This window comes from Streptomyces sp. NPDC127119 (assembly GCF_042677425.1).
In the GTDB taxonomy this organism is placed as follows: Bacteria; Actinomycetota; Actinomycetes; order Streptomycetales; family Streptomycetaceae; genus Streptomyces.
Genome location: NZ_JBHXTO010000070.1, coordinates 18,897 through 40,434, shown reverse-complemented (window position 1 = coordinate 40,434; position 21,538 = coordinate 18,897). Strand labels below are relative to the sequence as shown.

22 protein-coding genes, 2 pseudogenes and 1 riboswitch are annotated in these 21,538 nt (G+C 69.3%); of the genes and pseudogenes, 6 read left to right on the top strand and 18 right to left on the bottom strand.

From position 1 onward, the window contains the following. The 3 genes from ACFVH5_RS26325 to ACFVH5_RS26315 all read right to left on the bottom strand — a co-directional run bounded on the left by ACFVH5_RS26325 (position 1) and on the right by ACFVH5_RS26315 (position 1,504). Complete coding sequence (locus ACFVH5_RS26325; RefSeq protein ID WP_385836235.1) at positions 1–471, bottom strand: multiubiquitin domain-containing protein; 471 nt, start codon at positions 469–471, stop codon at positions 1–3. A gap of 177 nt (positions 472–648) precedes the next feature. Continuing rightward, on the bottom strand, positions 649–1,164 hold the full coding sequence (locus tag ACFVH5_RS26320; protein ID WP_385836234.1) for an ImmA/IrrE family metallo-endopeptidase: 516 nt from the start codon (positions 1,162–1,164) through the stop codon (positions 649–651). After that, complete coding sequence (locus tag ACFVH5_RS26315) at positions 1,151–1,504, bottom strand: helix-turn-helix domain-containing protein (RefSeq protein WP_385836233.1); 354 nt, start codon at positions 1,502–1,504, stop codon at positions 1,151–1,153. Before ACFVH5_RS26315 ends, ACFVH5_RS26320 begins: the two co-directional genes overlap by 14 nt. A gap of 241 nt (positions 1,505–1,745) precedes the next feature. Here ACFVH5_RS26315 and ACFVH5_RS26310 point away from each other — a divergent pair, with 241 nt between their 5' ends. Further along, positions 1,746–2,090: a hypothetical protein gene (locus ACFVH5_RS26310; protein ID WP_385836232.1), complete on the top strand. Its 345-nt coding sequence runs from the start codon at positions 1,746–1,748 to the stop codon at positions 2,088–2,090. A gap of 352 nt (positions 2,091–2,442) precedes the next feature. Here the strand turns inward: ACFVH5_RS26310 and ACFVH5_RS26305 are convergent, their stop codons facing one another. Continuing rightward, entirely contained in the window at positions 2,443–2,805 is a 363-nt protein-coding gene (locus ACFVH5_RS26305) for a hypothetical protein (RefSeq protein ID WP_385836231.1), read from the bottom strand. 344 nt (positions 2,806–3,149) lie between these two features. Here ACFVH5_RS26305 and ACFVH5_RS26300 point away from each other — a divergent pair, with 344 nt between their 5' ends. Continuing rightward, on the top strand, positions 3,150–3,515 hold the full coding sequence (locus ACFVH5_RS26300) for a hypothetical protein (protein ID WP_385836230.1): 366 nt from the start codon (positions 3,150–3,152) through the stop codon (positions 3,513–3,515). Positions 3,516–3,958: 443 nt separating this feature from the next. Here ACFVH5_RS26300 and ACFVH5_RS26295 read toward each other — a convergent pair whose 3' ends face one another. The 8 genes from ACFVH5_RS26295 to ACFVH5_RS26260 form a co-directional block, all read right to left on the bottom strand. After that, positions 3,959–4,834 carry a hypothetical protein gene (locus tag ACFVH5_RS26295; protein ID WP_385836229.1) on the bottom strand — a complete coding sequence of 292 codons (876 nt, stop codon included), beginning with the start codon at positions 4,832–4,834 and terminating at the stop codon, positions 3,959–3,961. Between the two features lie 147 nt (positions 4,835–4,981). Then, positions 4,982–5,539 carry a telomere-protecting terminal protein Tpg gene (gene tpg / locus ACFVH5_RS26290; RefSeq protein ID WP_385836228.1) on the bottom strand — a complete coding sequence of 186 codons (558 nt, stop codon included), beginning with the start codon at positions 5,537–5,539 and terminating at the stop codon, positions 4,982–4,984. Positions 5,540–5,543: 4 nt separating this feature from the next. After that, positions 5,544–7,799: a telomere-associated protein Tap gene (gene tap / locus ACFVH5_RS26285; protein WP_385836242.1), complete on the bottom strand. Its 2,256-nt coding sequence runs from the start codon at positions 7,797–7,799 to the stop codon at positions 5,544–5,546. Positions 7,800–7,816: 17 nt separating this feature from the next. Continuing rightward, positions 7,817–8,200 carry a hypothetical protein gene (locus tag ACFVH5_RS26280; protein ID WP_385836227.1) on the bottom strand — a complete coding sequence of 128 codons (384 nt, stop codon included), beginning with the start codon at positions 8,198–8,200 and terminating at the stop codon, positions 7,817–7,819. A 154-nt stretch (positions 8,201–8,354) separates the two neighbouring features. Further along, the gene (locus ACFVH5_RS26275; protein ID WP_385836226.1) at positions 8,355–8,966 is read right to left on the bottom strand and encodes a hypothetical protein; all 612 of its coding nucleotides are present in this window, start codon (positions 8,964–8,966) and stop codon (positions 8,355–8,357) included. Between the two features lie 75 nt (positions 8,967–9,041). Beyond that, positions 9,042–9,794 (bottom strand): AAA family ATPase, encoded by a 753-nt coding sequence (locus ACFVH5_RS26270; protein ID WP_385836225.1) that lies wholly within the window; start codon positions 9,792–9,794, stop codon positions 9,042–9,044. Then, a complete protein-coding gene (locus ACFVH5_RS26265; protein ID WP_385836224.1) occupies positions 9,791–11,614 on the bottom strand; it encodes a Mu transposase C-terminal domain-containing protein in 1,824 nt (607 codons plus the stop codon). Before ACFVH5_RS26265 ends, ACFVH5_RS26270 begins: the two co-directional genes overlap by 4 nt. Before the next feature lie 82 nt (positions 11,615–11,696). Then, positions 11,697–13,037: an AAA family ATPase gene (locus tag ACFVH5_RS26260; protein ID WP_385836223.1), complete on the bottom strand. Its 1,341-nt coding sequence runs from the start codon at positions 13,035–13,037 to the stop codon at positions 11,697–11,699. A 202-nt stretch (positions 13,038–13,239) separates the two neighbouring features. Here ACFVH5_RS26260 and ACFVH5_RS26255 point away from each other — a divergent pair, with 202 nt between their 5' ends. From ACFVH5_RS26255 to ACFVH5_RS26240, 4 genes and pseudogenes are all read left to right on the top strand, one after another. Beyond that, the gene (locus ACFVH5_RS26255; RefSeq protein ID WP_385836222.1) at positions 13,240–15,381 is read left to right on the top strand and encodes a P-loop NTPase fold protein; all 2,142 of its coding nucleotides are present in this window, start codon (positions 13,240–13,242) and stop codon (positions 15,379–15,381) included. Positions 15,382–15,598: 217 nt separating this feature from the next. Then, positions 15,599–15,743, bottom strand: a riboswitch (cobalamin riboswitch). 162 nt (positions 15,744–15,905) lie between these two features. Beyond that, the gene (locus ACFVH5_RS26250) at positions 15,906–16,088 is read left to right on the top strand and encodes a hypothetical protein (protein ID WP_385836221.1); all 183 of its coding nucleotides are present in this window, start codon (positions 15,906–15,908) and stop codon (positions 16,086–16,088) included. After that, positions 16,081–16,902: a sigma-70 family RNA polymerase sigma factor gene (locus ACFVH5_RS26245; RefSeq protein WP_385836220.1), complete on the top strand. Its 822-nt coding sequence runs from the start codon at positions 16,081–16,083 to the stop codon at positions 16,900–16,902. The genes ACFVH5_RS26250 and ACFVH5_RS26245 overlap by 8 nt, the downstream gene beginning before the upstream one ends. Before the next feature lie 8 nt (positions 16,903–16,910). Further along, positions 16,911–17,758: pseudogene (locus tag ACFVH5_RS26240) on the top strand (IS5 family transposase). On the opposite strand, the gene ACFVH5_RS26235 reads toward ACFVH5_RS26240, so the two are convergent. The 6 genes and pseudogenes from ACFVH5_RS26235 to ACFVH5_RS26210 all read right to left on the bottom strand — a co-directional run bounded on the left by ACFVH5_RS26235 (position 17,713) and on the right by ACFVH5_RS26210 (position 21,536). Then, positions 17,713–18,318, bottom strand: coding sequence for a hypothetical protein (locus ACFVH5_RS26235; protein WP_385836219.1), 606 nt, complete (start codon positions 18,316–18,318; stop codon positions 17,713–17,715). The pseudogene ACFVH5_RS26240 and the gene ACFVH5_RS26235 sit on opposite strands and share 46 nt — an antisense overlap. 229 nt (positions 18,319–18,547) lie before the next feature. Beyond that, on the bottom strand, positions 18,548–19,003 hold the full coding sequence (locus tag ACFVH5_RS26230; RefSeq protein WP_385836218.1) for a hypothetical protein: 456 nt from the start codon (positions 19,001–19,003) through the stop codon (positions 18,548–18,550). A gap of 674 nt (positions 19,004–19,677) precedes the next feature. Next, entirely contained in the window at positions 19,678–20,010 is a 333-nt protein-coding gene (locus tag ACFVH5_RS26225; RefSeq protein WP_385836245.1) for a hypothetical protein, read from the bottom strand. Between the two features lie 10 nt (positions 20,011–20,020). Continuing rightward, a pseudogene (locus ACFVH5_RS26220) lies at positions 20,021–20,194 on the bottom strand (acyl-CoA reductase); the annotation flags it as partial. Between the two features lie 224 nt (positions 20,195–20,418). Beyond that, positions 20,419–21,042: a class F sortase gene (locus ACFVH5_RS26215; protein WP_385836217.1), complete on the bottom strand. Its 624-nt coding sequence runs from the start codon at positions 21,040–21,042 to the stop codon at positions 20,419–20,421. 101 nt (positions 21,043–21,143) lie between these two features. Continuing rightward, entirely contained in the window at positions 21,144–21,536 is a 393-nt protein-coding gene (locus tag ACFVH5_RS26210; RefSeq protein ID WP_384809698.1) for a sortase-dependent protein, read from the bottom strand. Positions 21,537–21,538 lie beyond the last annotated feature (2 nt).

The window sequence follows — 21,538 nt, the reverse complement described above, 5'->3', positions numbered from 1 at the left end:
CTACCGGGATCCAGGGTTGATGCGCCCCGGAGCGGTGAAGAACCGCATGCCGTCACGCAGTCGGACGACCTCGTCGTCGGCGATCTTCTGGTCTCGCTTGTCGATGATGTCGAGCCACAGGTCCCGGTCCTCGGCGACGGGCGGAGTGGGAATGGCGCGCAACTCGCCGCCGGTCATCCGCTTCTTGGCCACGACGTAGGGGGTGCGGTCGATGTGGATGGTGATCTGCCGGAGCTCGGTGAAGAACCGCATCCCGGAGGTGAGGTCGATCGTCTCGTTCTCCTCCAGGGGACGATCGGGCGCATCGGGGATGTCGAGCCACAGCTCCTTGTCGTCCGGGACCGCCGGCCGCGGGAGGTGCCGCAGGTCCGTCTCGGTCACTCGCCGCGCGGGGGCGTCGTACTCGTGGCCGTCGATGAAAACTCGAATGTGGCGGCCGGCTTCGGCCGACGGGGTTTGTGCCGTGGTCATGGTGGCTCCTGCTGTGCTTCGCATCCCTGAGATCCCGGTGACCTCACGTGTCTCATCAAGAACAGCACCCCAGACGCGTGTTTCGCAATCAAATTATATGCCAGCTTCACTGTCGTAGGTTCATACGAGAGAAGGGCCGCTTGGAGGGCGGCCCTTCTGGTGTGCGACGAGGCGGTCCTACTGAGGGTCGGAGATGATGCCCAGGTTCATGAGCCGGAAGTTCATGGCCATCTGGCTCATGCCGAATCTGCGTGCCAGCCGGTCGACCAGTTCTTCCGCACTCCGCAGGTCCGACTTCCTAGCTTCTCTGCGCACCATGACCTCTGGAGCGAGGAGGGCTGCCGCAAAGCGGTTGGCCTCCATCTCTTCCCGATCCGTGGCCTTGCTGGAGACGCTGTCGCGGAGGTTGATGCGCGTTCCCGTGTCAAGAATGAGCGGCCGTCCCCGGTGGAGCAGGAGGTGGCCGAGTTCGTGAGCCACAGTGAAGCGCTGCCGCACACGCAAGTGTTCGCCGTTAACCCCGATCACCTTCTCGTCATCACGGCGCAGCAGCATCCCGGACACGTCGTCCGTCATCTTCTGCCGCACCACGAGAACGTCGAGATTCCTGGCGAGCCGCTCTGGGTCGACGGGTGGTTCCTCGATTCCGAACTTCGCGAGGAGAGCCGCAGCTTCCGCATCAGACCTGGCCATCGCGGCCTCGCATTTCTTCCGCGGCCGACGCCACCGACGCAACGACGTCCGCAAGATGGGTGGGCAGCCCGTGGGTGGGGCTGGCTCGGTCCAGAGGCGGAAGAAGGTCAGCTGGCTCCACCCCGAGAGCCGCCGCAAGGCGCGCTAGCCGGTATGGCGGAGGCGCCTGGGCGCCCGATTCAATGTTGGTGATCGATCCCCTGGTCAGTCCCGCCTTACGGGCCAGGAGTTCCTGCGTCAGGTCCGCGCGAGCCCTGGCAGCTCGCACCCTCTGCCCGATACCCACATTGAATTCACGCTCGTCCACGCCACTCCCACCAAATGTCAGCCTCACTGTCATCCAAACCTAGTGCAGCCCACTTGCAACCACCACAGCGCCCCCGCAGCCACGACAGAAGATCTCTGATCCAGTCGCCGCGAGTAACGCGCGCCTCTCCTTGCTCGGCGCCCGCAATAGTTGACTGGGGCCCGCGAAAAATCACTCTGCCCGCGGGCACGTGCCGGTCAGCTGCTGCCACGCTGGTCCACCCCGAGCGCACGCCGCTCGCGCAGCATCGGGGCCATCGCGCACACTCTCTGTCGTGGACACGAAGATGACCAAGAGCGCTGGCGAGCACTGGGTCTGCTCGGTACTCGCCAGCGCCGGATGGGGCACCGCGCTCACCCGCGACGGGCTTGAGCGCACCGATATTCTCGCCGTCCGCGCCGACGGCAGCCGCCGCATGATCGAGGTACAGGTCAAGACAGCAAGTCCTATGCCGCGGCCGAACTGGCGCTGCGGAACCAAGACGCAGCTGCCGTCCCTGAGTGACCGCGAGTGGTTCGTGTTCGTCGCTCTGGATCGAACGCCTGGGCAGGCGCCGGCGTCGTACGTCCTCCCGCGCGATCATGTGTGGGCTGCGGCGTGGATGGAGCACCAGGCCTGACTGACCGAGCAGGGTGTCCCGCCAGGCAAGAGGAACACCGGCTTCGATCAGGCCCGCGTGTACGCGCCGACCTGGGAGGGCTACCGCGACGTGTGGGACCTGCTGCAGCAGCCCACGTCGCAGTGCCCGGTTCGGCTGCCACAAGCCTGGAGAGCGTGGGTGGACGACCCGCGCGTCGGCTTGCCACCAGGGCACCCGTGGGGATGCCCTGCCCGACTGGCAAACAGTGGAAGGCTCGTAACTCCCACGGCTGACCTCAGCGGGGCTCTTCGAGCGCCGCGACAGCGGTTCACGGAGTCGGCGGTGACACCGATCTCCTGCGCAACGACCCTGACGCCGCCGGACTACTTGATCAGGTAGCCGATCCGACCCTTGAGGGTCTTCGACGGCAGCCGGAGGGCCTATCGCTCAAAGCCACATGAATGGTCCCTGAGTGCATGTCAGCGTTGATGTGCAGCGTGTTCGTACCGCCGCCTGCCGTGGTGTCGTAGCTGACAGCGGCCGCCTCCAAGTACGCGTAAGCGGTCCCGGACGGCAGTGAGCTGTTGAAGACGCCGTACGTCCCCGACTTCACCTCGCCCTCCAGGGACAGGCGAAGGTTGACCTCCTCTTCACCCAACCTGCCGTAGATGTCCGCCTCCCACTCCGGGGTCCCCTGGCTCGGGCTCTCGTCGTCCGCCAACGTGTACTCGGCACAATTGGTCTGGGCGAACACCTAGTTCTCGGACGTGTCAGGGGTGGGCCGCCCCTTGATGACACCCTGAGCATTGAGCCCCGTCGTCAGGGAGCCATGAACTGCGCCGGCAAGCTTCAGGGCCTCGGGCACCGTCACACCCGAATCCGCGCGGACCTTCTCTGTTGGGGTAGAGGAGGAGCAGGCGGAGGCGAGCACAACCACGGCCACGGCACAGGCAAACACGGGTCGACGCAACGGATCCCCTCAGATCGCTCGGATTAGAACCCGCACGATAGTGGCCGAATCGCAAGGGCCACAGGTGAATCGCCTTGTCAGCTCGACCTCGGTACCCTGGCGCCCCTGTCGATGTGGAGGGGGAGGCAGTGAGGCGAGGTTCATCGGGGTACGAGGCGGCCCAAGAGGCCATGGCGGAGCTCCTGCTGGAGCGGGCCCGTAACGGGGACTGGCCGATCGAGTACGGAACGCTGAGCAAACTCCTGGGGGAGCAAGGCCACAACGTCCCGGCCCACAGCGTGGAGATGGATCATCTCTTGGCCGACGTCTCCCGCCAGGAAAGCCCGAACGGCACGAAAGCCATGCTCTCCGCCATGGTGGTACTCAAGGAGCAGCAAGAGCCCGGCGCAGGGTTCTATCGCCTGGCCCGGGAGGAGTTCGGCCGCAAGGGCGACAACCTGACCATCTGGGGCGAGGAGATGAAGCTCCTGGCCAGCGACTACCGCCAGCACTGAAGGCGTTCACCGAGCAACCCGACATACATCGGGCTCCTCCCTGACCCACAGTACTGCTGGCCGATTCAGCGCCCGGCACTACCAGCTGGGGCCCCTGTGCTGTTCAGCGGCTATGCCGTCACCTCTCAAGGGATTGTTGCCCGGTCGCATAGTGGGCTCAGGCACTTCAGGCAGACCGACGGCCGGGAAGGGCCCTCGCGTTCTGCGGCATCTCGCAGAGGGAGCTGGAGCCACTCCTGGCCGCGCCGGCAAGCGTTCCGCGTACCCACCTTCTGCGGGAGCCGCTTGAGGGCGCAGCATTCATCGGTACACTTCAGCCAAGGCGACCATCTTAGGGATGGGCCGGTTCGCCACCGGAGTCGTCACTGTGCGGGAGACACTGGTTCAAGTCCGGTCCGTGGGCGTTCGCGTTCACCGGTAGCTCAATGGTAGAGCGCCCGCTCCTAACGAATGGTGTCCCGTCCAGCGTGCAGTTCGTCGGCTGTCATCGACAGGGGACGGTAGTACGTCAGTGCGTGGCCCTGCAGTCGCTGCATGACTCGGTGGTGGACTGGGCCGGCATCTTTCGTGCCTGGTGCCGCACTGTTGAAACGCCTGCGACCCTTTTGCGATGCGTCCCGGTAATCCCGGGCAATAACCTGCGCCCATTGCTCACGCGTCAGAAGGCGCCCGATCCGTGCGTTGATCTCATGTGCCGACTCCTTGGTCACCGCGAGCGTGGCCATGATCTCCGGCCAATTGAGCGTTGGGGTTTCACCGATCTCTGTGTACGTAAATGGGCGCCCGGAAAGGTCCTCCCAGCGGGTCTTCGCCGCAGCGGGTAGATCCTTCCAGCGCTGGACCAGTGGTTCGTCGACCTTTCCCGCCCCATGCATCATGGTGTTGCGCAACTTCAGACAAAACCCCAAGAGATGGTCGGCCGTGGTCTTTGCGTCGTTGAATCTCACCGTCTCGTGCAGGAGCGGAACGCTCCACCAGTTAGGCGTCTGTTTGTTCGGCTTGATGAGACCAGGGAAGCGCTGACACTCGACCACCGTGCCGACGCACAGCTCGATATGCAGTGCCATAACGTGCGGTATGGCCAAGAACGCCATGTTTGTAGCAGCCGACTCGAAGATCCGTCCTGCCTCTGCCGCCGTCACGTCAAGTCGTTCCGCCTGCGGTACCGCGGCGAGCAGTGCGCTTGCTTGAGCTACCGGATGCCCCGGCCGCGCCATCGCCTGTTGCGCAAGGTTGGCACCGATAGACAGAGCCACAATGTTGTTGTTCCACCGCTTCTGCATCGTCTGCCATGTTCGAAACGCGGGGTACTGGATCAACAGAGCTACCTTCCCAAACGGATGACCTGTCCGACCAGCGTAGATCTCTCAAGCGAGATACATAGCCCGAAGGACCCTTTATTTTACGCACATAAGGTACGTTTCTTGGATTCACTTCTGCAGGTCGCTAGGATCGCCTGCCGAAACCTAATAGTCGAGATCCAGATAGTCGATGTCGTTGATTTCGACATCCGAGAGTCCTATAGCGCGGACTCCGCCGTCCTGGAAATAGATTTCCTTAAAACCTTCGGCGATGATTTGGCGCATCTCCTGGTCGCCAGCCCCCGTCTCGCGGGCGTCGAACAAGCGCTGCGCGTAGGTCGGGGGGAGGTGGACGGTGAGGCGGCGGAAGCGTCCGTCATCGGTGCTGCCCACTGCGGCGGTGTAGCCGAACCGGGCGCGGGTCTCGACCGTGATGCCGCCCGTGGCGGCGGCCTGGCGGTGCCGGCGCCGGCGCACCAAGGGCTGCCACCGCTGCTTCACCACGTCATCGATCTTCGCGGCGACATCGGCGGGAGGATGCTTGCGGGCCCCGCGGCGGTAGCGGTTGACGGAGTCGGCGGTCACACCGATCTCCTGCGCGACAGCCTTCGCGCTGCCGAACTGCTTGATCAGGTAGCCGATCCGGCCCTTGAGGGTCTTCGGCGGTTCCTTGGTGAAGGCTTCCCGGTCGGCGCGCTCGATGGCGTCCTCGATCTCCCCCACCGCGCTACTCCCCTTCGTCCAGGACAGCGTCGCCGCCCTTGATGTGACGTGCCGGGTTGAAGCCCTGCTCCATCAGATCGACCGCCCACAGCATCGACTGCACACCCTCCAGCTTCGCCAGCCCCGGCGTCGGCCCGAGACGGAAGCCGCCCACCTGCGGCTTCCCAGACGCGTCGTAGGGCAGGAAATCCAGCGGGCTCTCCCCCGGGCTGGGGTAGACGACACAGTCCGAGAGCACGGCGAGGGGGAACAGGCCGGTCATCTTCGCCATGTTGTTCAGCTTGCGGTGCATGTTCACCCGCGCCTTGGAGATGACCGCGGCCCGGATGTCCGGACGCCAGGTCGGGCGCTGCATGGCCGGCCACGGGTCGCCCTGTTTGTAGGACTTGCCCTGCGGGCGCTCGCGGAGCTTGCCGACGCCGCCCTTTACCGTGGCCTTGATGGCGGCCAGGACGGCCGCGAGGGCGGGGTCGGTCTGCTTGTGCTGCTCCATCGCGGCGAGGAACTGCTCGTCGGTGAGGTCCTTGGTGACGCCGAGGTCGGCGAGGGTATCAACGTAGGCGGTCTTGAGGCGGTCGTGCCACGGGTCCAGATACGCGCCCGTCTCACGGCGCAGGTACGCCTCCAACGGCTGGACGCTGAAGCCGAGTTCCTGGGCGTAGGCCACCGTGTGCGTCTGATACCAAGCCGGCCCGGTCGGGCGGGTGCCGTCCGGGGTGAACGGCGAGGGCAGGCGGGGGGCCAGCTCGATGTGGGAGAGATCCACCCGCCAGGAGCCGGGGATCTTCGGGTTGAACTGCGGGGCGTGGAAGTGGTCCGGGGCGGACAGGCCGACCGTTAGCCGGGCGGCGGCAGCGAGGAAGGCGGTGTTGAGGTCCAGGCCGACTGCGAACGGCAACAGGCACTCCTCATCGGACAGCAGGTCCACCGGCCGCACCCACTGGTACGCCTCCTCGTCGAGGAAGCCGCCCGTCCAGCCGGAGTTCACCACCACGGGATGCTCCGCGGTGGCCTCCGGCGGCGCCGGGTCCACCGGCTCCGTTCCGAGGCTGCCGGGATTGTGCCCGGGGACCCAGTTCCCGCTCGCCGGGTCCTGCACCGCCTTCGTCGGCGGGCGCAGTGCCGTCATCAGTTCCAGGCCGGAGACTGCCGTGGATCCGCGCGGGGTGATGACCCGCTGGGCGTAGACACCCAGGACGCGGACGATGTCGGCTGGCTCCATCTCGCAGACGCCGGGCCAGGACCGCCCGTCGAGCGCGTCCCAGGACAGGACCGCCAACTGCACGCACTGCCGCTCACGGCCCTGCGCTTTGCGGTAGATCCGCGCCCACGGACCGAACCCACGCTGCGTGAGCTGCCACTTCGCCTTCACCACCTGCTTGACCACCGGATGGTCCTCCGGCAGACGCAGGCTGCGACGCTGCTCGTGGCCCTCCAGGCGCTCCGGCAGCCCGAGCCGCACAGCGGCCGCGGCAGTGAGGACGATCAGCGGGTCGGAGTCCTTGCCATACCGGCTCAGCTTCGCCGCGCCCAGGCCGGACTCACGCAGCGTCCACTCCACCAACTCCACGATGGTGGTGGCCGGGCAGTCCAGCACGATCCCGTCGACGCCGTACGCGGAGCCGTTCCCGTCCAACACGGCGAGCGGACCGTGCGGGAAACGCGGATCAGCCGGAGACGCTGCCGCCTTCCGCGCGACCGGACGCCGCGACACCGCCGGGCGAGCGGGACGCGCCGGCGCGATGGGCGCGGCGGGCGCCTCGACGGGCGCGACGTGCTCTGCCTTCGGCGCGACCGGGCCGGCGGGCGTCTCCGCTACCTCCGCCTGTGGCGCCGCGGTCGGGGCAGGGGCCGGGGCGGAGAGGGTTTCGGTTTCGGGAAGCGGGGGTGGTGTGTGGTGCGCGGCCGTCCCTGGTGGTGTGGCTGCAGGGGGTCGAGAGGCCGACGGCCGGCCGGCATCGTCGCGGCCCGGAAGCGGTGCGGAGGCGGCGGGTGTTACGGGGGCGGGGTAGCGGTGGGCGAGGCCCTCGAGGAGGCGGCGGTATGCCTCCAGCCGCTCCCCCCTCGGCTCGGCACGCCCGGCCTCCCACGCCGTGATGCTCGGCACTCGCACGCCCAATGCCTGCGCGACAGCAGCCTGCGTGAGACCGGCCGCCTCACGCAGCCGTACCCGCTCGGCCGGCGCGGGCAGCACGGTGCCCTCGTCGACGGCGGCAAGCAGGGAATCGATCGCGGTGAACAACTGCGGCTGGCCCGTCATCTGCGCATCGTTCTCGCTCACCGGACACCCTGACGGATCTCTTCCAGCCGCGTCATCAACCGCTGATAACGCTGCGAAGCAGCCTGAGAGGAGTTCAGGCCCTGATGCGCAGCAATCTGCCGCCAGTCCATCCCCCGCCGCCGCGCCTCCATGACCACCTGCGTCTCCAGCCGGTCCAACTCCTCACGCAGATCCTCGAACAGGCCCAGAGCGGCACCCACATCGTCCGGCCCCACGCCCGGATCCCGCTCGTGATCGTTCTGCTCGCCAGCGGCTGCCAGCAGTCGCCCCACCAGCGAAGCATCCTGCTCGACACGACGCGCGGCCGTGGTGTCGTCACCAGTGGCGGAAGCCAGTACGGACAGACGGTCACGGGCCTGTTGACGGAGATCACGTGGCATACCGACACCCTACCCCACGTGGCAATGAAACAACAATTCATTGTCTGATTGATGTCATGAGAAAGGCGTTGCAGCCCCGGGGTGGCAGCGAAGGCAGCGGTACATCGTCAGCCGTGCCGCTGTCCGGCGCAGGACTGCAACCTGGCGCTGCCGGTCATCGGTGCCGTCTGTCTGCCCAGGACTCCCTCAAGGCCGCCGCGGGCGGGTGCAGCGCCCGCACCACGGCGTAGGCGGTGAGAATGCGGTGGTGGCAGTGGCGCAGCAGGTGTACCAGGTCCACGGGCAGTTCGGCATGGTGCACCACGGTCACGTCCGTGCCGGTGGTGTGGTGCAGGGCCACCAGGTCGGCCCAGACGCCCCATCCGATGCGGTGCGCGCGCAGGACGGTCAGCCGGTGCACCGCCGCGGCCTTCAGGGCGGCGCGTGCCGACCGCTCCTGCGCGGATGCGTTGCCGTGCGCGGCGCAAGACGGGGCCCTCAGGGGCCGGCCGTCGCCCACCGCGTGCAGGACGTCGTGCCACAGCAGGCGTCCGCCGCCACCGACGGTGGGGTGGATCACGACCCGTCCCGCCGCCGGATGGTGGGAGGCCAGCACGGTGCGGGTGAAACGCACGTCGTCTGCCCGGTCCACGACCACGGTGAAGGGCGGACGGCCCACCGTGCGCAGGGTCTTGCGGGGCGGGCAGCGCCCGGAGGCAGCCGGACCGCACGCCAGAACGTCCACGGCGATCTCACCGAGCGCGTTGAACGGATCCAGCAGTCCCACCGCAGCCCGCCTCCTCGTATTCCACCGGTACTCCTGCACACGGGCGATGAGCCACGGGCCGCGTGCGACCAGGCATCAGGCGGAGCCGCCCAGCCGGCCGAACGCCCACCGCAGCATCTCCCGGTCCACCCGCGGCCGGCCCGTACGGGACAGCGCCAGACGCACGTGGGCCGTGAGGCGGGCCCAGTCACGGAAGTTGCCGTGCGCGGCATGCTGGTCGGCGAAGGCGATGTCGTCCGGGTCGGCGTCGGCCCATACCGGGTGGAACAGCGGGATCGTCTCCCTGACCTCGCCGGGGGTGAGGCGGGTGAAGTGCTGCCAGATGAAGATCCGCGACGACAGCATCGGTTCGCGGCGCAACACCGTGTGGCAGCCCTCGCCGCCGACGAAGATGACCGCGAGCCGGGTTGCGGGGTCGTCCCACAGGTAGCGGAAGTACTCGAACGCCTCCCCGTTGAGCCACTGTGCCTCGTCCACGAGGAAGGTGCGGGGGCGCTCGGCCAGGGCCGTCCTCAGTAGGCGGTCGAACTCACTGGGGTGGCGCGGCGGTGCCCCGGGCAGGTCGAGCGCGGTGAACAGTTCGTAGCGCACCGCGCGGGCGGTGGGACGGGCGCGGAAAGCAAGCCGGCGGACATCCTCGGCGGGTTCGAGTTCGTGCAGGCACATGTTGACGGCCAGGGTCTTGCCGAAGCCGGCCCCGCCGTGGATACACATCATCGCGCGGGCCTCGACCGTGTCGGTGATGTTCTCCCGCGCGGTGAGCAGAGCGCGGGTGGTGACCACCGATGCGTCCGGCAGGCCGACGTACTGGTAAGAGGCCTCGGTCACAGGGTGTCTCCTGCGGTTCGGCCGGGCTCCGGTGCAACGTCCGCCGGCGAGTCGGCTGGAGCGGGGGCGGGCGGGGGCGGCGTGGTGCCGGCCGCAAGGGCGGGCGGGGTGCGCCAGTGCGCCGGAGGCGGGGCGGGCGGGATCAGGTCGGGCAGGGCCAGCCGTGCGACGTCGGTGTAGTCGGCGGCGGCGAGTTCACGCTCGGCCTGGGCGGCCGTGACGGCTCCCAGCCGCTGGGCGGGCTCCGCGCTGGTGGTGGGGGCGAATCGCTGGCGGCGCAGGCGTTCGGCGGCCTTCGCGTCGGCGCGCAGGCGCCGGGCGCGCTCCGCGCGTGCCTCGCGCAGCGCCTGCAGCTGCTCGGGGGTGGCCGCGTCCGCGAGGTGCGCCGGGCCGAGGTGGCGGCCTCGGGCGTCGCAGACCTCGATCTCGTGGTCGTGGTGGGGCATGTAGCGCACGCGGACCTGACGGCCGGCCTGGCCGGTCATCCACGCGGCGATGTAGGTGCGGCCGCGCCAGCTCACTCCGTGGCTGGTCAGCTTCCGGGACCGGCCGTCGTCCTCGAGGGTGAAGGCCCACAGGTCGGCGGCGGGGATGTCGGTGACAGGCGTCGGATCGGCCTGCCACGCCTCCAGCGGCGTACGGCCCGACAGGGCTTTCGGGCGGTTCACGGTGTTCCACCAGGTCGTCCACTCCAGGACCTCCGCGGTGAAGTCCTGGAACGACAGCGCGGACACCGCCCCCGCAGTACGTCCGCGCCGCTCCGAGCGGGGCCCGGTGGGCCCGGCGGTGTAGCCGGGCAGGGCGGCGAACAGCATCCGGTCCGCAGCCCGGTTGAGGCTTTCCACTGTGCCCTTCAGATGCGGGCTGTAGGCGGGCAGGTCCTTGACCGTCACGCCCATCGCGCCGAGCGCGGTGGTGACGGCGGCCGACAGGAAGTCCTTGCCCCGGTCCATCCTCACCAGTTCCGGCACTCCCCCGGCCGGGCCGTAGGGCTCGTCCCGCACCACTGCGGCGCGCAAGGCGGCCAGTACCGACGCGCGGGAGGGATGGCCCGGGGTGACAGCGGTACCGGTGATGACCTTGGTGGCGGTGTCGATGAACCAGGTGATCCACGGGCGCACCAGGTCGCCGTCGGCGTCGACCCGCAGCGGGGCCTGAACGTGGTCGGTCTCCCAGGCGTGGTTGCGCCATGACGGCGGCCGCTTGCCGAACACGTCATGGGCGCGTGCTGCCTCCGGTCCGATGGCGAGACCGGCGCGCTCCCCCGCCGTCAGATCGCGGCGCAGCGCGCGCAGGAACGTCGACAGGGACGGGACCGGATCCAGCAGCGGCACCTGCGACAGGGCTGCCCCACCCGGAACAGCCACCAGGTCCGGCGGGACGGACACGCCAGTACCGGACGTCTGCGCGCGTACGCCCCCTGCCTCGGCCGCGGCGCGCTCCATGAGCTGGCGGTGGACCGCGGAGGCGTTGCCGTGCCAGTACGCCAGCAGCACCCGGATCTCCGCGGTGATCTCGAACCTGCTCGTGTGGCGGGCTCCGGGGTGCGCAGCCGCCGCCGGGCTCCGGGACGCCTCGGCCAGCCACCGCCACACCGTGCGCTCCGACGCCCCCAGGCACTCCCCCGCCAGCCGCACGTGCTGCCGCGAAAGACCGCCCCGGGCCCGCAGCGCCAGCAGGCGGCGCACCGCAGGCGCCCGCAGCGCAACCAGCGACTGCTTCCCGAGCACGCCGGCCGGATCCCCCGGCGGCGGCAGCCGCTGCCCTCCCGCGTCAACGCCGAGGCCGCCGTTGATGTCCTGCGGTCCGCTGTCCGTCATCGCGCCGCTTCTCCTCCTCGCCGAACGGAGTGAGGTTGTCTGCCGTCGGAATCGGTGCGTCCCGGGCGCGTGAGAGGGGCGGTCATGAGTACGGGCCGAGCCTGGCGCAGGCCTGGTCGATCGCGTCCCGATCCGCACCCGCACCCGCACCGGGATCGCGGCACCGGGCGGCGCAGACATGCGAGGTGATCTTCGCCCAGGTACGGAAGTTGCCGCGGGCGGTCTGCTCATCCGCCCGCCCCAGGTCGGCCGGGTCAGCGTCCTCCCACACCGGGTGGAACAGACCCAGCGTCCGCGGCACATCCTCCGTGTCGAGGCGGCTGACCTGGTGCCAGGTCAGGACCCTCGAGCGCATCGCCGCTGCCCGGGCCAGCGCCCGCTCACTGCCCGCCCCGCACAGCACCAGGGCAGCCGCACAGCCCGGCGAGTCCCACAGCTGCCGCAGATAGTCCAGCACCGGCGGCGACAGACGCTGCGCGTCATCCAGGAACAGCACACCCGGCTCGGCCAGCGCCTCCGCCAACGCCTGGTCGGCCGGTCCGGCCCGGTGCGTCAGGGACCCCGACGGCAGCCCCAGCGCCTCGCACAACGCGGCCCGCACCTGCGGCAGCCCAGGCCCGACCCCCACCACCGCCCGCCACACAGGCACCCGGCCCGGCAGCAGATGCAGAGCCTGCTCGACCGCGACCGTCTTCCCCAGCCCCGTATCCCCGTACACACAGCCGATCCCCCGCGCGGCGACCGTGTGCCCCACCGCCTCCACCACCCCGGCCACCTGCCGCGTGGACACCAGCCGCGCCCCCGGCGCGTACAACCGCACCCCGCCCGACACCCGGGCACGCGGAGCAGCCTTCACCGCACCGTGCCGTTCCTCACCACCCGTACCGGACGGCATGGCGTCCGGGCCGTCCACCACCGGCGGCCCGTCCGCATCTTCTGCGAAGCCGAGTTCGGCCAGTGCCCGGTCGTACCGGCTCGGCTCCACACGGCCCGACGCCGCGCGGGCGGCCTGAAGCACCCGGCCCGCCCGCAACTCGTCCTTGATCGCGCGGTGCAGCGTCGCCAGCGACGGCACCGCCTCGACACCCCACCGCTGAAGCACGCCCTCTTCCTGTGCCCGGAGCATCCTGCGGCGCAACTCGGCGACGTTCCCGCCCACCTGGGTGAGCACCTCCCACAAGGCATCACCCACCATGAAGCCACCCTGGCGCGGCCGGGCCTCCACCCGCCCCTCGCGCCCCTGCTGCAGCCACCGCCACACCGTCCGCTCCGACACCCCCGCCAAACCGGCCGCGATCCGCACATGCAACGCCGACAGACCACCCTCACCCCGGTCCACCGCCAACAGCCGCCGCACCACCACAGCCCGCTCCACCCGCCCGGCCACCGCCAAAACAGCCGAACCCGGCACCGTCTCCCCCACCGGGGTTCCCGAACCCGTCACAAGGGCAACCCCACCACCCCAGCCGGCCCCGCCACACGAAGACCGGCAAACCCAACACAGCCGGACCGCGACCTGCTAACCACACCGTGACAGCCACCCGGTCACCCCATGACAGCAGCCGGTCTGCACGTCATCACCGATCCCAGGCCGAAGCATCTGCGCTGTCGGGCAGGATGGGCCGATGCCCGGTGAACGCTTTTTCAACGATGACCCCGTCGACGGGAGCGCCGACGCTCCTGACCTGCTGGGGCGCCAGCAGTACGCCCGGCATGCCGTCGAACTTCTCCACCAGGTGCGCGAGCAGAGCGAGTCCGGGGTCCTCGCGCTCATCGGCCCCTGGGGCTCTGGCAAGTCATCCGTCCTGCAGATGACGATCCAGCACCTCAAGAACACGGTCGGCGCCACCAACACCACCCGGTGGTCGGTCGCTGAACTGAACCCGTGGATGTACTCGGACCTCGAATCCCTGACGCTGGCTCTGTTCAGCGAGATCCGCGCCGCCCTCCCCAGCGGGAACCAGTGGTCCGAGCTGCGCGGGAAAATCGGGGCGTTCGGCCAGTCGATCAGTCCATTGGGCAAGCTCACGGGATTGCTCGGCCTGGACTCCTCGGAGCTGATCAACCACGTAGCCGACCGGATAGCCGGAGACACCAGCGCCTCGGCCGCCAAGCACACCGCCGAAGCGGCCCTGCGACAGGCGGCCTTGCCGGTCCTGATGATCATGGACGATCTGGACCGGCTCACCCCTGAGGAACTGCTGGTCGTCTTCAAGCTCATCCGCCTGGTCGGCCACCTGCCGAACGTGTACTACCTGATCAGCTTCGACGAACAGACCCTCCTGGACGTCCTGAAACGGACCGACCTGGTCGGCTCGAACGACCAGCGCGCCCAGGAATTCCTGGAGAAACTCATCCAGGTCCGGCTCGACCTCCCGGCCTTCCGCGACCGCGACATCACCGCCATGACCAATCGACTCCTCAACGCCCTGCTGGACTCCCACCAGGTGTCCATGACTCCGGACCAGGAACGGCGCTTCTCCGAGGCCTACTTCCGGCACCTTCAAGACCGGCTGAGGACCCCGCGGTCCATCAAGCGCTACTTCGGCCAGGCCGGCGCGACGCTCGGCTCTTTGGCCGGGGAGGTCGACATCGTCGACTTCCTGATCGTCACCTTCCTGCGGACCAGCGAGCCCGGCGTCTACCGGATGCTGGGACGCCACCGCGCCGAACTGACCGGCACTAGCACCGACCCGGCGCTGCACCGCGACTCCAGACCCGGTGAAAACGCCGAACGGTGGAAGGAACGCCTGCGCCAGGCCGGCGTGGCCCAGGACAACCTCGACGGCATGCTTGCACTGCTGGTCCTGCTGTTCCCCGCAGTCCAGCAGGCCGTCGGCAACGGCAGCGACCCTCGTGCCGCGGCCCGCCGACGCGGGATCGGCAGCCAGGACTACTTCGACCGGTACATCGTCTTCACCGTCCCCGCCGACGACCTCCCAGAAGCCGTCTTCCAGCAGGCCCTCGCCCAACTGGCATCAGGAGCTGAGGGCGATGAGGCCGCGCAGTTGCTGGCCCGGCTCAGAGACGACACCCACCGCATCGTCCGGCGCATCGACCAACTGCGCGCTGACGGCATCCCGGTACCCGCGGCCGCGCTGCTCCAGGCTATGGCCGACAACTACGGCCAATTGACCGCCGAACCGGAAGTGATGGGCATTCTGGGGTCCGATCGACGGCTGCGTTCCCTGACCCCGGGCCTCCTCCTCGACCTGCCTCCCGACCAGCGACCCGCCGCTGTGGCCGCTATGGCCGTCACCTACGACGGAGCAGTCCTCGCCACCCGAACCCTCCGCAGCGCCACCAACCCCGACGACACCGCCTCCGAACACGTGACGACCACAGAACCGTGGGCGGCCCAGGCCCGTGACGCCCTCACCGGCCGCCTGGCCGAACACCTCGCACCGGCCGCCGGACGGCCCGCCTCTGACATCACCGAGCAGGACGAGACCCTGATCTGGATGTGGCGCCACACCGACCCCGCCAGCCTCCGCACCTGGCTACGCGACCGCCTCGACCACGGCTGGGAACTCCTCCCGCTCCTGGCCGCACTCATCCCACCCCAACAGTTCCCCTTCCCCCTCATCGACAACGACACCTGGGCCGGCCTCGACGCCATGTTCACCCACGACGACCTCTACACCCGCCTCACACCCCACCTCGACAACTCCCCCGACACCACACCCCCCACCGACCCGCAGCAGACCAAAATCCTCCAAGCACTCCGCGACCGCCGACCCGACCAACCCCAAGCCACCCCCTCCTGAACCCGCCCCACCACAGGAACAGCCACCCCCACGACAGCCGACCCACCCCACACAGGTCAAAAAACAACAGCCGCTTGGTCACCCCATGACAGCAAACCGCCCCGCACACAAGCCCCCGGACCAGGCATCCAGCGCCACCGCTCCGCTGACACCCACCCAATGCCACCAACACGCCCACTCACACCCGGTGCCCCTGCCGAAGGCCCCGGCGAGATGCCGGGGGCGTTCGAGCAAGCGCAGGTCCTCGGACTACCCTTCCCCCGGGGTAAGGGGGAGGTACACCGTTGCGGGACAGTTCCGGAGTTGCACCGGATTCCCCTGCTACTGCTTCCCGCAAGTCTACCCCCGTACCGGAGTTGGCCACGCAGCACACGCTCGGGACACACACCCGCGGTTCCGTGCGGCGAGGACCTCACAAAGAATCTTGGTCGCCGGGTAAAGGATTCAGGGCGTTCTCCTCTCTCAGCAGGTGTACGGCCGCTGCTTCACCGTGAGGCGCTGGGCCGCAGACTGGGGGAGGTCCGGTGGAGTTGACGGGGATCGGTGTGGTGGTGTTCCTGGCGCTGCTGTTCGCGGGGTCGCTGAGCAGCGTGTTGAGGAGCATCGCGTTCCGCAACCGGGCCGCGGGCCGGGCCGAGGTGATCCGGGCCCAGCGCGAGCGGGCCGGTAAGGGCCGTCGGGCGGGGAAGCGGGGGCGGCGTGGCTGATCGGGACGGGCCGCGGCCGCGGCACGCCGACGCGCTGGCGGAGCTGGTGGCGGAGCGGTACGACCGGATGGTCCGCTACGCCGCCCGCCGGCTGTACGCCCGCGACGTGCCGCGGTCCTCGGCGGACCCCGAGGACATCGTGCAGAACGCCCTCTTGGCCGTGCTGGCCCACGACGAGCCGATCGGCAACCTGCGCGCGTACCTCTACACCTGCATGACGAACGAGGCCACCCGCGCGGCCCGGCACCACTACGCGGGCCGGGGGTACGAGTCGCTCGACGCCGACGTGCGACCGGAGGACGAGCCGACGATCTGCCCCGTCGCCGACGCCGAGCGGCGGCACGCCATCGACGAGGCGATGGCCGGGCTGCCGCGTCAGCAGCACAAGGCGTTCTGGCTGACGTGGGAACTGGGGATGACCCACGAGCAGGCGGCCCGGGTGATGGGGACAGCCACGAACACGGCGGGCGTCCACGCGCACCGGGCGGTCAAGGCCCTGCGGGTGGCGCTGTTCGGGCTGGGCACGGCGCTGGTCGCGTGGACCACGTGGGCCGTGGCGTCCGGCACCCGGCAGGTCTTGCCGGGCTCCGGCCCGGAGACCGACCCGGTCCGGTACGCAGTCACGGCCGGTCTCGCGCTCGCGCTCGGCTTGACCGGGGCAGGGCTGGGGGCGGCACCGTACCTGCGGAGGCTGGTCTGGGGCGCGACAGTGGCTGCCCTGGCGTTTCGGATGGTGCTGACGCTCCGGCAGCCCCACTTCCGCGCTGCGCAGCGAGGGGATCCACGACCTCGGCTAGGCAGTGTCTTCAAATGATCACCGTGATGGATCATGGTGTCGTGATACGTCGCCATGAACTGTCCGATGTTGAGTGGGAGTTCGTCCGGCCGTTGCTGCCCGTGTCGTTGCGGGGCCGGAAGCGGCTGGACGACCGCAGGGTCCTGAATGGGATCGTGTGGAAGCTCCGGACCGGGACGGCCTGGCGGGATGTGCCCGAGCGTTACGGTCCGTGGGCCACGCTGCATACGCGTTTCCGCAGGTGGGCGGCGGACGGGACGTTCGACCGGATGCTGCAGGCTGCACAGGCGAAGGCGGACGCGGCGGGCGACATCGAGTGGCTGGTGTCCGTCGATTCCACGGTCGTGCGGGCCCACCAGCATGCGGCGGGGGCTCGAGAAGGGGGCTCCGCGTCCCGGCGCTCGGCCGGTCCAGAGGCGGTCTGACCAGCAAGATTCACCTGGCCTGCGACGGCCGGGGCCGTCCGCTCTCCTTCGTCGTCACGGGCGGCAACACCAACGACTGCACCCGGTTCACCGCCGTGTCGGAAGCGGTCCGGGTGCCCCGGATCGGACCCGGACGACCCCGCACCCGGCCCGATCACGTCCTCGGTGACAAGGGCTACAGCTCGAAGGCGATCCGCGCCTGGCTCCGCCGTCGGGGCATACCGCACACGATTCCCGAGCGGGCCGACCAGGTCGGCAACCGGGCCCGGCGAGGCAGCCGCGGTGGCCGCCCGCCGGCCTTCGACCGCGAGCTCTACAAGCACCGCAACGTCGTGGAACGCTGCTTCAATCGCCTCAAGCAGTGGCGCGGCATCGCCACCCGCTACGACAAAACCGCCCAGTCCTACGAAGCGGCCATCACCCTCGCATCACTCCTGATGTGGGCGTGACATTTGACGACAGGCCCTAGGGCGGTGAAGAACCCGGTCACCGTACGAATCGCGTGCGGATCCGGCCAGCGCCGCTCCCCCACATCCGCACCGGCAGCAGCAGTAACGGGCGCGGCAGGCAGATCCGCCTGGTTACGCCCGAGCACGACCCGGGCACCGCTGTTACGGTCCCGCGCCTGCGGAACAGGATGCCCACGCGCCTCCATCGTCAGGCGCAGATGCCGGTACAACGCCCCGAGATCAACCAGCGCAGGACCGCCGGGCACGCCCCGGCGCAGGGCCTCCAGCAGGGCCCCGGTGAACGCGGTGTAGGTCTCCCCCACCGACGCCAGAGCAGTCCGCGTCTCGGCCGCGGCCGCCAGCAGGAAACTGCCCTCCACCGCCGCCTGGTCGGCAAGCCCCGCCCCAGCGCTCATCCTCCCCAGCGCCAGACCGCTGTAACAGCAGTCCAAAATCACCACATGCCGCTCGGCCCGGGAGTCCAGCAGCAGCACCTGGCGCACCCAGTCATAGGGCAGACCCGTCTCGATACGGCCGAACTCGGTATGCGCCAACGCCACAACGAGCTGATCCTGGGCATCGACCAGCCATGCCCAGCGAAGTAGACCACCAGCGTGTCGGTGGCCTCAGCGGCCGCCTGCCGCACCGCGCCCACCACCGTGTGCGCAGCCAGCCGGATCCTCGACAACCGTCACGTTCCGGGCAGGCAGCTGCAGCGACAGCGGGCTGCACAACACACCGGCAAGAGCCCGCAGATTGTTCGCCACGGCCGGCAACGGCTCCAGATACTCATAGCGGCTCGTGCCCACCAGCACAGACCGCGAAGCCCCCGGATCGGGCAGCACACTCACCGATCGCCGCCCTCACCGCCACCGACGGCCTCCAGCGCCCGAACCGCCCGCGCGATCTCCTCCTGTGAACCCTCCGCAAGGACGATGACCGTCTCCCCCCCCCCCGCCGGATCTCCACCCGCGGCCGCTGCGGCCTGCTCTGCCGCCACGCCGCGACCGCCACCACGAACGACGCCGCACTCCACCCGGTCCCCGTCACCAGCCCCAGCACATCCAAGGCCGAACCCATCTCCCCCGGCCCCTGCACACCACCCTGCACCCCCACCACAACAGACCGCCGCACCACAGGATCCGCACGCAACCAACCCTGCAGCGAACACAACTCCCCCGCACCCACACCAACCTGCAACTCCAACCGCCCCCCGCCTGATCCGTCCGCACACCCACCGACCATGCACAACCGATCAGGAAACCCGCTCCAGCACAACACCACCCCCGACCAGGCAAAAAACGCCTGACCAGCACAAACAAGCACCGGGCCTTCTAGCACTACCACTACCTACAACGAACCCAAATCCCCCTCCACACAGAACACATAACCCCAGCTCAAACACCCCGCCCCACCCACCACGACCACGCACCAGAGTTCTCAACACACCACCAAAAAACCAGCTCAACCACCACCACATACACCAACAAGCCCCCTCCCAGCGTGAGCTGGGACAGGGCGTACTGCAGCGCGACCGTCTTGCCCTGCCCGGCGTCGCCGTACAAGCACACCACCGCTCCCACCGCGGCCGGATGCGCGACCGTCCGCAGCACCGACCGCACAGCAGGCGTGCGCACCCCTCGCGCATCCGGCACCAGGACCGGGACCTGTCGGTCTGAACGTCGTGGCCGGCCAAGGTCCAAGCGAGCAGGTTTTTCTGCGGGAGCAGAAGTATCTGGCGCCGGGCACGGCCTGGTTCGCGCCGTTCCCGACGCCGGGGATCTTCCCGAACGCGCTGCTCAGCAGTGCCGCCATGATCAGCGGGAAGGCGACGAGGCAGGGCAGGACCATCCGGTCGGTGCGCAGGACGACGACATCCTTCCACAAGAACGCGCGCAGCACCTCGATCGACGTACGCATCAGGCCCCCTCGAACTCTCGGCCAGTCACGGCGAGGAACGCGCTCTGCAGCGTCGCGGGCGTCACCTGGACACCCGCGACGACTCCCCCGGCGTCGCCGACGCAGCGCAGGACGTCGATCAGCACCTTCTGGGGGTCGTGACAGCGCACGATGAGCGAACGGCGATCCGGCTGGACGACGGTCCACTCGCACCCCGCGCTCCGGCGGACCTTGTACCCGTCGAACCTGGCCCCCTGCCGCGCACGGGTGATGTGCGCCCGCTTGTCGACCGGCACGAACCCGCCGGGCGAGAACACTGTCGAGGCTCTCAGCGAGCAGTTCGGCGAACACATCGGCGTCACCCTCGACGAACACCCGCTGCGGACTGAAGCACGCCTCCTGCTCATACACACTGACGTCGTACGCGGCACGCCGGGCCACGTCGCCCCAGTCGGCCTCCTGGCCGCCGATGAACATCAGGCTCTCCTTCGGCCCGAATTCAAGCAGATCCACACCGACCGGGACCTTCGGTTTCACCGCCTCGATCGACGAACGGCGCCCCCACGCACACACCACGTCCGGCGGTGCTCGCCGGCGGCGCGGGCGAGAGCGGTGACGGCCTCCGGGCAGTCGCGGCGCATGACCGCGCCGTGACTGACGCGTACCGACCGTTCAGCGGCGCGCTCCTGGAACCGGCCGCTGACGATCGAGCTGCGGACGTCACCCGTGACGACAGGGCGAGACGGACACGCCTACTGCCCTCAGCTCGCTGTCGCGTACACGATGAGGTTGTCGACAGGGTGTCCCTGCGCGTCGAAGTCGCCGTCGCACGTGATGAGCCGTAGGGCACGTTCCTGGGTCGGCCCGTAGACCTTCTGCGTCGGGAAGGCGTTCTTGGCGACGCTCTCCGTGGCCGTGACGGTGAAGCGGAGGGCTTTTCCCGTCTTGTCGGTGACGGTGATGTCCGCACCCTCCTTGATCTTCTTCAGGTCGTGGAAGACGGCCTCGCCGAAGCGGGTGTCGTTGTGGCCGATGATGACGGCCGCGCCGATCTCACCGGGCACCGCACCGCCCGTGTACCAGCCCGCGGTCATCCCCTCCTCGGCCGGCGGGACCTGGACCGTCCGGTCCGTGTTGAGGCCCAACTCCATCAGCGAACTGGTGATCCCCACGGAGGGGACGGCCACCTCGGCAGGGGCCGCCGGAGCGTCGTCCGCAGGCCGCTCGGACTTCGGAGCGCCCGACGCGGCGGCGGGAGCGGTCGGGGCGACCCGGGCCGTCGGTTCGGGGCCGGACGAACAGCCCGTGAGCAGGGTGACGAGGGCCAACAGGGTGAGGGTCGCGAGGCGGGCCCGGGACAGGGCCGGACGGTGTGCAGGGGGCAACTCGGGCTCCAGAACAGGGTGCGAGGGTTCACCGGAACGCACAGGGCGCCGCCTGGTGAAGGGCGGCGCCACCGTTTCGTACGAGAGGTCGTGCTGCCGGGTCAGCCTTCGCGGCGGGCAGTGGTGCGGCGGCGCAGTACGTAGGTGCCGGCGCCCGCGAGCAGCAGCGCGCCGGTGGCCGAACCGATGAGCGTGCCGGTGTTGTCGTCCTGGGCGGGGGCCTCGCCCGCGGCAACACCGCCACGCGGGTAGTCCTTGCCTCCGGCCTTCCGGGCTTCGGCGGCCTTCCGGGCCTCGGCCTCCTTGAGCGTCCTGGCGTCCTCGGCCTTCTTCTTCGCCAGGGCCTCCTTGTCGGCCGGGGTCGAGTCGGTCGCCCCCGGCGTCGGGGTCGGATCGGTGGCGAAGGCCGCGGTGGCCGGGACGAGCAGCGCGCCGGCCGCGACGCCGGTCAGGACAGCGATACGCAGCGGGCGCAGGGTGAGACGGCGGGACATGT

Bases quoted from the DNA above. Each gene is read 5' to 3' on its own strand.
- ACFVH5_RS26325 (WP_385836235.1), bottom strand. From the start codon at position 471: ATGACCACGGCACAAACCCCGTCGGCCGAAGCCGGCCGCCACATTCGA.
- ACFVH5_RS26320 (WP_385836234.1), bottom strand. From the start codon at position 1,164: ATGGCCAGGTCTGATGCGGAAGCTGCGGCTCTCCTCGCGAAGTTCGGA.
- ACFVH5_RS26315 (WP_385836233.1), bottom strand. From the start codon at position 1,504: ATGACAGTGAGGCTGACATTTGGTGGGAGTGGCGTGGACGAGCGTGAA.
- tap (WP_385836242.1), bottom strand. From the start codon at position 7,799: ATGACGGGCCAGCCGCAGTTGTTCACCGCGATCGATTCCCTGCTTGCC.
- ACFVH5_RS26280 (WP_385836227.1), bottom strand. From the start codon at position 8,200: ATGCCACGTGATCTCCGTCAACAGGCCCGTGACCGTCTGTCCGTACTG.
- ACFVH5_RS26265 (WP_385836224.1), bottom strand. From the start codon at position 11,614: ATGACGGACAGCGGACCGCAGGACATCAACGGCGGCCTCGGCGTTGAC.
- ACFVH5_RS26255 (WP_385836222.1), top strand. From the start codon at position 13,240: ATGCCCGGTGAACGCTTTTTCAACGATGACCCCGTCGACGGGAGCGCC.
- ACFVH5_RS26230 (WP_385836218.1), bottom strand. From the start codon at position 19,003: ATGGTCGGTGGGTGTGCGGACGGATCAGGCGGGGGGCGGTTGGAGTTG.
- ACFVH5_RS26225 (WP_385836245.1), bottom strand. From the start codon at position 20,010: ATGTGTTCGCCGAACTGCTCGCTGAGAGCCTCGACAGTGTTCTCGCCC.
- ACFVH5_RS26210 (WP_384809698.1), bottom strand. From the start codon at position 21,536: ATGTCCCGCCGTCTCACCCTGCGCCCGCTGCGTATCGCTGTCCTGACC.